8 protein-coding genes are annotated in these 10,555 nt (G+C 68.3%); 6 read left to right on the top strand and 2 right to left on the bottom strand.

Going from position 1 to position 10,555, the window contains the following annotated elements:
• The first annotated feature begins 11 nt into the window (after positions 1 to 11).
• From xylG to E7V67_006535, 3 genes are all read left to right on the top strand, one after another.
• Positions 12 to 1,532: a D-xylose ABC transporter ATP-binding protein gene (xylG, locus tag E7V67_006545; protein WUR14764.1), complete on the top strand. Its 1,521-nt coding sequence runs from the start codon at positions 12 to 14 to the stop codon at positions 1,530 to 1,532.
• 13 nt (positions 1,533 to 1,545) lie between these two features.
• Positions 1,546 to 2,688: a sugar ABC transporter permease gene (locus E7V67_006540; GenBank protein ID WUR14763.1), complete on the top strand. Its 1,143-nt coding sequence runs from the start codon at positions 1,546 to 1,548 to the stop codon at positions 2,686 to 2,688.
• A 76-nt stretch (positions 2,689 to 2,764) separates the two neighbouring features.
• Positions 2,765 to 5,179 (top strand): glycoside hydrolase family 3 N-terminal domain-containing protein, encoded by a 2,415-nt coding sequence (locus tag E7V67_006535; protein WUR14762.1) that lies wholly within the window; start codon positions 2,765 to 2,767, stop codon positions 5,177 to 5,179.
• Positions 5,180 to 5,337: 158 nt separating this feature from the next.
• On the opposite strand, the gene E7V67_006530 is transcribed toward E7V67_006535, so the two are convergent.
• Both E7V67_006530 and E7V67_006525 read right to left on the bottom strand, forming a co-directional pair.
• Positions 5,338 to 5,649 (bottom strand): hypothetical protein, encoded by a 312-nt coding sequence (locus E7V67_006530; protein WUR14761.1) that lies wholly within the window; start codon positions 5,647 to 5,649, stop codon positions 5,338 to 5,340.
• Positions 5,650 to 5,665: 16 nt separating this feature from the next.
• Complete coding sequence (locus E7V67_006525) at positions 5,666 to 6,313, bottom strand: thiol:disulfide interchange protein DsbA/DsbL (GenBank protein ID WUR14760.1); 648 nt, start codon at positions 6,311 to 6,313, stop codon at positions 5,666 to 5,668.
• A gap of 209 nt (positions 6,314 to 6,522) precedes the next feature.
• Here E7V67_006525 and E7V67_006520 point away from each other — a divergent pair, with 209 nt between their 5' ends.
• The 3 genes from E7V67_006520 (at position 6,523) to E7V67_006510 (ending at position 10,463) form a co-directional block, all read left to right on the top strand.
• Positions 6,523 to 8,712 carry a M1 family metallopeptidase gene (locus E7V67_006520; GenBank protein WUR14759.1) on the top strand — a complete coding sequence of 730 codons (2,190 nt, stop codon included), beginning with the start codon at positions 6,523 to 6,525 and terminating at the stop codon, positions 8,710 to 8,712.
• Entirely contained in the window at positions 8,709 to 9,572 is an 864-nt protein-coding gene (locus E7V67_006515) for a hypothetical protein (GenBank protein ID WUR14758.1), read from the top strand. The genes E7V67_006520 and E7V67_006515 overlap by 4 nt, the downstream gene beginning before the upstream one ends.
• A 93-nt stretch (positions 9,573 to 9,665) precedes the next feature.
• Entirely contained in the window at positions 9,666 to 10,463 is a 798-nt protein-coding gene (locus tag E7V67_006510) for a class III extradiol ring-cleavage dioxygenase (protein WUR14757.1), read from the top strand.
• The last annotated feature ends 92 nt before the right edge of the window (positions 10,464 to 10,555 follow it).

The raw sequence follows: 10,555 nt of genomic DNA, 5'->3' as shown, positions 1-10,555 counted from the left end.
TGGAGACATGCATGAACGACTACCTCCTTGAGATGCGCGGCATCGTCAAGCAGTTCGACGGCGTGCGCGCGCTCGACGGCATCGACATCAAGGTGCGCGCGGGCGAATGCGTCGGCCTGTGCGGCGAGAACGGCGCCGGCAAGTCCACCTTGATGAAGGTGCTGTCCGGCGTCTACCCGCACGGTACCTACGACGGCGAGATCCTGTGGCAGGGGGCGCCGCTGCGTGCGACGTCGATCCGCGAGACGGAGGCCGCCGGCATCGTCATCATCCACCAGGAGCTGATGCTGGTGCCGGAACTGTCGGTGACGGAGAACCTCTTTCTCGGCAACGAGATCCGGCTGCCGGGCGGCCGCATGGACTACGACGCCATGAACCGCCGCGCGGTGGAGCTGCTGGCCGAATTGAATATCCGCGACGTCAACGTGGTGCTGCCGGTGAAGCAGTACGGCGGCGGCCACCAGCAGCTGATCGAAATCGCCAAGGCGCTGAACAAGAACGCCCGGCTGTTGATCCTGGACGAGCCGTCGTCCTCGCTGACCTCCGCCGAGATCGCGATCCTGTTGGACATCATCCGTTCGCTGAAAGCCAAGGGCGTCACCTGCATCTACATCTCGCACAAGCTCGACGAGATCGAGGCGATCTGCGACACCATCGTGACGATCCGCGACGGCCGCCACATCGCCACCACACCGATGCGCGACATGAGCGTGGAGCGCATCATCGCCCAGATGGTCGGGCGCGAAATGAACCAGCTGTATCCGCAGCGGCGTCACACGCCGGGCGAAGTGATCTTCGAGGCGCGCCACGTGACTTGCCGCGATCCGGACAACCCGCGCCGCAAGCGCGTGGACGACGTCTCGTTCACCCTGCGCCGCGGCGAAATCCTCGGCATCGCGGGCCTGGTCGGCGCCGGCCGCACGGAACTGGTGTCCGCCATTTTCGGTGCCTACGACGGCCCGTTCGAGGCCGAGGTGCTGCTGGAAGGCCGCGCGCTCGACACCTCCTCGCCGCTGCGCTCGATCCGGAACGGGCTGGCGATGGTGCCGGAGGACCGCAAGCACCATGGCATCGTGCCGGACCTGTGCGTGGGCCACAACATGACCCTGGCGGTGCTGCAGCAGTTCGCGCGTGGCACGCGCATCGATGCCGAGGGCGAGCTGCGCACGGTGGGCGAGGAGATCGGCCGCCTGAAGCTGAAGACGGCCAGCCCGTTCCTGCCGATCACGGGCCTCTCGGGCGGCAACCAGCAGAAGGCCGTGCTGGCCAAGATGCTGCTGACACGGCCGAAGATCCTGATCCTGGACGAGCCCACGCGCGGCGTGGACGTGGGCGCCAAGTTCGAGATCTACCAGCTGATGTTCGACCTGGCCAGTCAGGGCGTGTCGATCGTCATGGTGTCGTCCGAGCTGCAGGAGGTGCTGGGCATCTCCGACCGCGTGCTCGTGATCGGCGAAGGCCGCCTGCGCGGCGACTTCGTCAACGATAACCTGACGCAGGAAACGCTGCTGACCGCCGCCATCACCCATTGAACCCGACGACTCCATGAAAAGCAACCAACTGAAAAAGCTGTTCACCCAGTACAAGATGCTGGCCCTCTTGATCGCCATCGCGCTGATCTGGGGCTTCTTCACATGGCACACGGATGGCGGCTTCATCACGCCACGTAATGTGTCGAACCTGATGCGGCAGATGGCGATCACCGGCATCGTCGCCTGCGGCATGTCGCTCGTCATCATCGCCGGCGAGATCGACCTGTCGGTCGGCTCGCTGCTGGGCCTTCTGGGCGGGATCGCCGCGGTGCTGGACGTCACGCACGGCCTGCCGCTGCCCGTCAACCTGCTGGCCGTGCTGGCCATCGGCCTGTTCATCGGCCTGTTCAACGGCTACCTGACGGCCTACCTGCACATTCCCTCCTTCATCGTCGGCCTGGGCGGCATGCTGGCCTACCGCGGCATCGTGCTGGGCGTGACCGACGGCATCACCGTCGCTCCCGTCTCGCCCGAGCTGGTGCACCTGGGTCAGGGCTACCTGGCGCCGCAACTGGGCCTGCTGCTGGGCGTGTTGCTGTTCGGGGTGGCAGTGTTCCTCACGTGGCGCCAGCGCATCAGCCGCGCCAGGCACCAGCTGGCACAGGCGCCGCTGTGGCGCGACGGCCTGCGCCTGCTGCTGATCGCCGCCGTGCTGGCCGGCTTCGTGACGACCCTGAACAGCTACGAGGGCATCCCGCTGCCGGTGTTGCTGCTGCTCGCGCTGCTGGCCGTGTTCACCTACATGACGACGCAGACGGTGTTCGGCCGCCGCATCTATGCGGTGGGCAGCAATATGGAGGCGACCCGCCTGTCCGGCATCAACGTGAAGGCCGTCAAGCTGTGGATCTTCGGGATCATGGGCCTGATGTGCGCGCTGGCCGGCATCGTCAACACGGCCCGGCTGGCGGCCGGCTCGCCCTCGGCCGGCACCTCGGGCGAGCTCGATGCGATCGCCGCCTGCTTCATCGGCGGCACCTCGATGCGGGGCGGCTCGGGCACCGTGTACGGCGCGCTGATCGGCGCGCTGGTGATGGCCAGCCTCGACAACGGCATGTCGATGCTGGACGTGGACACCTACTGGCAAATGATCGTCAAGGGCTTCATCCTGACCCTCGCGGTATGGGTGGACGTGGCGACGCGCGCCGGCAAGCGTTAGCAGCAGAGTACGCGAGGTCGGACCCGCCGGGTCCGACGCCAGCCCTTGGCAAGTACAAAAAACAGACGGAGACACGATGACCAAGCATATCCCCCCACGCCGCCAGTTCCTGGCCTCTGCATCGAGCCTGGCCGCCCTGGCCGCGGCGCCCACCCTGGCGCTGGCCGCCACGACGCCGCTGTACAAGAATCCCAATGCGCCGGTAGCGCGCCGCGTCGACGACCTGCTCAAACGCATGACCCTGGAGGAGAAGATCGCCCAGATGGACTGCGTGTGGCAGGAGAAGAACCTGATCGAGGAAGCCAACGGCGACTTCGCACCGGCCAAGGCGTCGCAGCTCTACCCACACGGCCTGGGCATGCTGGCGCGGCCATCGGACCGCCAGGGCCAGGCCAGCGCGGACAATGCCGCAGGCACCGGCGCAGGCGGTGCCGGCGACAGCGGCGCCCGGCCCAACCGCAATGCCCTGGAGACGGCGACGTATATCAACGCGGTGCAGCGCTGGGCCGTCGAGCAGACCCGCCTGGGCATCCCGCTGTTCCTGCACGAGGAAGCGCTGCACGGCTACGTGGCGAAGGACGCCACCTCGTTCCCGCAGGCGATCGCACTGGCTTCCACCTTCGATCCCTCACTGGCGCAGAAGGTGTTCGCGGTGGCCGCGCGCGAGATGCGCGCGCGTGGCGCCAACTTCGCGCTGGCGCCCGTGGTGGACGTGGCGCGCGAACCGCGCTGGGGCCGTATCGAGGAAACCTACGGCGAGGACCCGTTCCTGTGCGGCGAGATGGGCAAGGCAGCCGTGCTGGGCTTCTCGGGCACCGAGCGCAAGCTGGCCAAGGACAAGGTACTCGCCACGCTGAAGCACATGACGGGCCACGGCCAGCCGGAATCGGGCACCAATATCGGCCCGGCCGAGGTGTCGGAACGCACGCTGCGCGAGGAGTTCTTCCCGCCATTCGAGAAGCTGGTGCGCGAGACGCCGGTGGCCGCCATCATGCCCTCGTATAACGAGATCGGCGGCGTGCCCTCGCACGCCAACCGCTGGCTGCTGCACAAGGTCTGCCGCGAGGAATGGGGCTTCCAGGGCGTGATGGTGTCGGACTATTTCGGCATCAAGGAACTGGTCACGCGCCACCGGCTGGCCGATACGCCGCGCGACGCCGCGCTGTATGCCATCAAGGCCGGCGTGGACATCGAGACGCCGGACGGCCACGGCTACCGCGCGCTGGCGCAACTGGTGCGCGACAAGCAGGTCAAGGTGAGCGAGATCGATGCCATCGTGCGCCGCATCCTGACGCTGAAGTTCAACGCCGGCCTGTTCGAGCAGCCCTACGTGGACGCGCAGGCGGCCGACCGGCTGACGGCCACGCCGGATGCGGTGGCGCTGGCGCGCGAGGCGGCCGTGCGCTCGGTCGTGCTGCTGAAGAACGACAAGGGCCTGCTGCCGCTGGACGGCAAGAAGGTCGGGCGCCTGCTGCTGCTGGGCACCCATGCGAAGGATACGCCGATCGGTGGCTACTCCGACGTGCCGCGCCACGTGGTATCGATCCATGAGGCCTTGCAGGCGGAAGCCAAGGCCCAGGGCTTCGCCTTCGACTACCGCGAGGGCGTGCGCATCACGGAGGAACGCATCTGGGGCAAGGACGAGATCCGCTTCACGCCGGCCGACGTCAACGCCCAGCTGATCGAGCAGGCGGTGGCGGCGGCGAGGAATGCCGACACGATCGTGATGGTCCTGGGCGACAACGAGCAGACCAGCCGCGAGGCCTGGGCCGACAACCACCTGGGCGACCGCGACAGCCTGGACCTGATGGGCCAGCAGAACGACCTGGCGCGCGCCATCTTCGCCCTGGGCAAGCCGACCGTCGTGTTCCTGCTGAACGGCCGGCCGCTGTCGGTCAACCTGCTGGCCGAACGCGCCGACGCGCTGGTAGAGGGCTGGTACCTGGGCCAGGAGACGGGGCACGCGGCGGCGGACATCCTGTTCGGCCGCGCCAACCCGGGCGGCAAGCTGCCCGTGTCGATTGCGCGCGACGTCGGCCAGCTGCCGATCTTCTACAACCACAAGCCGTCGGCGCGGCGCGGCTACATCGACGGCAGTACCAAGCCGCTATACCCGTTCGGCTTTGGCCTGAGCTATACGAAGTTCGACATCGCGGCACCGCGGCTGAGGAAGGCCAGCATCAAGGCGGGCGAGTCGACCCAGGTGGAAGTGGACGTGGCGAACGTGGGGCCGGTGCGCGGCGACGAGGTGGTGCAGCTGTACATCCGCGACGACATCTCGTCCGCCACCCGCCCCGTGCTGGAGCTGAAGGGCTTCCAGCGCGTGACCTTGAACCCGGGCGAGCGGCGCACGCTGGTGTTCGAGATCCGGCCCGAACACCTGTGGTTCTACAATATGGAGATGAAGCGGGTGGTGGAGCCGGGCAGCTTCACCATTCACGTGGGACCGAGCAGCGCGCAGCTGAAGTCCACGCAGCTGATGGTGAGTTAGAACGCCGGCGACAGGCACCAATGCCGCTAAGTTCACCCAAAAGCGTAGAGCTGGGGTCAGACCCGGCGGGTCTGACCCCGGTTTTTGGTCGCGGATCGAAGTATGCGCCGGCGGCCAAACACGTTACATCCTGACTTTGCGGCATTAGCGACTCGGGTTCACTTCTCCGGCGACAAATGCCCCAGCGCATACGACAGGTGCTGCCACCAGTGCTCGCGCGAGCGCACGTTCAAGAGGCAGGTCTTGTCGACCTCCTCCTTGAACACGCGGTCCTGGCACTGCCTGGTCAGCAGCGCGTGGCGCTGGTTCTCCGCGTTGACCAGGGCCGCCGCGAACCAGCCCAGCACCAGCGTCAGCACGACGACGAGGCTCCAGGCCAGGTGGTTGACGTTGCTGACGCTGAACAGGCGCTTCTCGTCCGGCTCCAGCGCATCGTACGCCTTCATGATCACTTCTTCGCGGTCGCTCATGGTACTGCCTCCTGACTTACTTTTTCTCCGCCGCGGCCTTGGCCACCAGCTGGTCCAGCACGGCCAGCGTCTGCTTGCCGGCCTGCAGTTCCGGCATGCCCGGCGCGCCGGCCAGGCTTGGTGACGTCACGTAGCGGCCGTCCACCACCAGCGTGGGCGCGGTGTCGATCTTGTAGGCGCCGATCGTCGGGCCCAGGCGCTTCAGTTTGGTCAGCACGCCAAAGGAATTGAAGACCTGCTGGTACTTGGTCTTGTCGATGCCGTTCTTGACGAGGAAGTCGGTGATTTGCTCGTCGCTGCGGTAGATGCGGTCACGCTGCACGTGGATGGCGTTGAAGATCTTCGAGTGGAACTGCTCGACCTGGCCCATCGCTTCCAGCGTGATGTAGGCATGCGCCAGCGGATCCTTCTCGCCACCGGCCGGGAAGTGCAGGCGGCGGAACGAGATCTTGTCGCCCTGCTTCTTGACCCATTCGGTCAGCATCGGATCGAGCGCGTGGCAATGCGGGCAGGTATACATGAAGAACTCGATGACTTCGACCTTCTTGCCGCTGTCGGTGCGGACAGGCTGGGCCAGCGTCGTGTAGCCGGGTTCGGCGGCCTGGGACGTGGCGGTAAAGGCCAGCAGTGCGGTGGCGGCAAGCATGAGGCGCAGAAAACGCATGATCTTCCTTCTTGTCTGGTTGCGTGAACAGGGCCAGGGGCCCGGGTGTAAACGCCGCGAGATTACCATCTTTTGCGGCGCCGGTTCACCCCCGGCGCGAAATTAAGGCCGCTTTAAGCGCAGGGGCGCTGCGTCGCGCCTACAAACGTGTTGCGAATCCTGCACGGCAGTCGTTATAGTTCCTGCATCCCTCTCCCGACAGGAGCAATATGCAGCCCCGTCGCTCGACCCTCTTTCCAGCCGCGCTGGCAGCGCTGGCAGCGCTGGCGGCGGCCGTTGTCCTGGCCCAGGACGCGCCGGCGGCCAAGGCGCCCGCCACGCCTGCCACACCCGATATCCCGTTCGCCCCTGCCAACGCCGCCGCCGTACGCACGCCCAGCGCACCCGGCGCCTGGGGCGGTCCGCGCACCGGCACCGAAGCAACGCTGTCGGACCGCGTCGCCAGTTACCGCATCGATGCCACGCTGGACCCGCTGCGCCACACGATCGAGGCGCGCCAGCAGCTCACGTGGCGCAATCGCAGCGCGCTGACCGTCAGGAGTGTCTACCTGCACCTGTACCTGAACGCGCACCGCAACGAGAACAGCACGTTCTATACGGAGGAGCGCAACGGCGGCGAGTCGTTCCGCTCCGGCCTGGACGCGGGCCCGGAAAAATACGGCTATACGGAACTGCGTGCGGTACGCCAGGGCGGCCGCGCGGTGCCATGGCGCTACGTCCAGCCGGACGGCGGCCCCGCCACCGACCGCACCGTCGTGCGCTTCGACCTGCCGGAGCCGGTGGCGCCGGGCGCCAGCACGACACTCGACATTGCGTTCTTCGACCAGTTGCCGCGCGTGACGGTGCGCACCGGCTACTTCGACACCTTCCACCTGGTGGCGCAGTGGTTTCCCAAGATCGGCGTGCTGGAGCTGCCGGGCGAACGGGGCGCAACGGCGGTGCGCTGGAACGTGCACGAATACCATGCCGAATCCGAGTACTACGCCGACTTCGGCCACTACGACGTGCGCCTGACGGTCCCCAAGGGTTATACGGTCGGTGCGACCGGCCAGTTGCAGGGCCAGCCGGTCGAGCGGGGCGGCCTGGTCACGCACCACTACGTGCAGGGCGACGTGCACGATTTCGCCTGGACCGCCGACAGCCGCACGGCGCCGCCGCTGCGCGCGACCTGGCGTGGCGGCCCGCATCCGGTCGAGGTCACGGTGCTGTTCCCGCCCGAGTACCGTTCCAACGCGCAGCCGGTGCTGCAGGCCGCGCTGGACTCGCTCGACTACTTCACTCGCACGCTCGGGCCCTACCCTTACCGCACCGTGACGGCCGTGATCCCGCCCTACAACGGGCGCGAGGCCAGCGGCATGGAATACCCCACGTTCTTCACGGCCGACAGCGTGTCCGACCCGGCCCGCGACACGCTGGGCGGCATGGCGCTGGATTTCGTCACGATCCACGAGTTCGGCCACGGCTACTTCCAGGGCATCCTGGCCAGCAACGAGTTCGAGGAACCGATGCTGGACGAGGGCCTGAACGAATTCTGGAACCAGCGCATGCTGCGCGAGCGCGGCCAGAAACTGCATGCGACCACGTCGCTGCTGCGCCGGCTCGGCTTCGCCCCCGCCTTCGACGTGTTCGACGGCGAGCGCGCCAGCCTGGCGCTGGCCGAGCCGGCCGATCCGCTGGGCGAGAACGCCTGGCTGCGGCTGGAAGGCGTCGGTCCCGTCTACGCGCGCACGGCCGTCATGATGCGCGACCTGGAGGCGCAACTGGGCAAGGACGTGATGGAGCGCGCCATGCGCACCTACTACCAGCGCTGGAAGTTCCGCCACCCCAGCATCGCCGACCTGCAGGCAACCCTGGCGGAAGTCAGCGGCCAGGCCGCTCTGGTGAACACCGTATTCGAGCAGCAGGTGTACGCGGCGCAGCCGGTCGATGATCGCATCGCGGACTTCTCCAGCGACGAGGTATTGCCGCAGCCGGGCTACGCCGGCGCCAACGTCAACGTGACCGACGAGGCCGCCGAGGAGCAGGCCGAGGCGGCGCGCCGGCGCTGGCAGGATCAGCACCCGGACGCCAGGCCCGGCACCGGGCCGTTCCCCTGGCGTACCGCGGTGGTGCTGCGCCGGCGCGGCGCGGCCGTGCCGCAGACGCTGGTGGTCACGTTTGCCGACGGCAGCCGCGAGACCGTGCAATGGCAGGGCCAGGAACGCTGGCGGCGCTTCGAATGGGTCAAGCCGGTGCGGGCCGTATCGGCCCAGCTGGACCCCGAGCGCAAGCACCTGCTGGATGCGAACAAGCTGGACGACGGCCGCACCCTGGCGGCCGACGCCAGCGCCACGCGGCGCTGGACCCTCGACCTCGGCACCATCGTGCAAACCCTCCTGGCCCTGCTGGCGACGCTATGACCACTTCCCTCCTCCATCCGGCCCGCGCCGCGCTGCAGTGGCGCCTGTTGGCGCTGTGGGCAGCCTGCGTGCTGCTGCCCACCTTGCTGCTGGCACTGCCGGTCTACAGCCTGCTGGCGGGCCAGCTGGACTACTCGACGCAGGCGCCCGCGCTGGCCCGTGCGCTGGACATGGTCGCCCTGGGCGATCTCGCCACGGTGCTGGGCCACCAGAGTGCGGCGCTGGGCACGGCGGGGCTGGGCGCGCTGCTGGCGATGCTGGCGTTGTCCCCGCTGCTGTCCGGCGCCGTCGTCACGGCGGCGCGCGCGCCCGAGCCGCCGCGGATGAAACCGCTGCTGGCCGGCGCACTGGCCGAATACCCGCGCATGGCGCGCATGCTGTGCTGGAGTATCGTACCGCTGGGCGCCGCGGTGGCCGGCGGCACGGCACTGCTGGACCTGGCGCAGGAACATGGCCGCAACGTCATCTTGCCCGGGCAGGCACGCCTGGCCACCTGGTCCGCCGCGGCGGCGCTGGCCTTGCTGGTGCTGCTGGCGAACCTGACGCTCGACGCCGGCCGCGCGGCCCTTGCCATCGATCGCCGACGGCCGTCCGCCGTGGCGGGCTGGTGGCGCGGCCTGGGCCTGCTGGCGCGGCGCACCGGCGCGGTGCTGGGCGCCTATGGCGCACTGACATTGGTGGGATTGCTGCTGGCCGCACTGCTGGCGCTGGCGCGCCTGCAGCTCACGCCAGCCAGCCCGGCGCCGTTCCTCGGCGCGCTGTTGCTGACGGAACTGATCGCGCTGGTGATCGGCTGGATGCGCGCGGCCCGGCTGTTCGCGCTGGTGCGCCTGGCGCTGGGCGAACGTGACAAGGGCTGAAAAAGTCGAACGTCAGTATCGAGATTTTGGCCGTTGCGATCGCAGGCGCGCGGTCCTATAGTCGGTGCTGATCCCGATTGAACGGAGCACTGCATGACTTCTCTTCCCACTTACTTCCTGTCGCACGGCGGCGGCCCCTGGCCGTGGATGCGCGAGCAGTTCGGCAGCGCCTACGACGCGCTGGACGCGTCGCTGCGCGACATCCCGCGCCAGGTCGGCGGCAAGCCGGGGGCCGTGCTGGCGGTCACCGCGCACTGGGAGGGCCGTGACTTCATGGTGTCGTCCGGCGCCCGCCCGCCGATGATCTACGACTACGGCGGCTTCCCGCCGCACACCTACCAGATCCGTTACGACGCGCCGGGCGACCCTGCGCTGGCGGCCCGGGTGCAAGCGCTGCTGCAGGGTGCGGGCCTGCCGGCCGCGCTGGACGACGCGCGCGGCTTCGACCATGGCACCTTCTCGGCGCTGTATCCCGTATTTCCCGGGGCGGACGTGCCGATCGTGCAGCTGTCGCTGCGCCACGGTCTCGACCCGGCCGAACACCTGGCCGCCGGGCGAGCACTGGCCACGCTGCGGCGCGAGGGCGTGCTGATCGTCGGCAGCGGTCTCAGTTACCACAACCTGCGCGCGTTCAATGCGGCGGGAGCGGCGGCGTCGCATGCGTTCGACGGCTGGTTACGGGAGGCGATGGCGCTGCCGCCGGCGCAGCGCACGCAGGCGTTACTGGAATGGGAACGGGCGCCGGCAGCGCGCCAGGCGCACCCGCGCGAGGAGCACCTGCTGCCGCTGATGGTGGCGCTGGGCGCGGCGGAGGACGAGCCGGCCAGCGTCGTGTATCACGAGGAGGACTTCTTCGGGGCGCTGGCGGTGTCGAGCTTCCGGTTTGGCTAGGGTTTGCCGAGGTAAGTGTTGGCGGATGATCAGCTGGGGTCTGTCCCCGATAAGTGGTCGCCCCAGCGCTCGCCACCGGCTTCGTCAGGGGA

It is taken from the genome of [Empedobacter] haloabium (assembly GCA_008011715.2).
GTDB classification, from domain to species: domain Bacteria; phylum Pseudomonadota; class Gammaproteobacteria; order Burkholderiales; family Burkholderiaceae_D; genus Rugamonas; species Rugamonas haloabia.
This window is presented reverse-complemented; position numbering and strand designations above follow the sequence as displayed.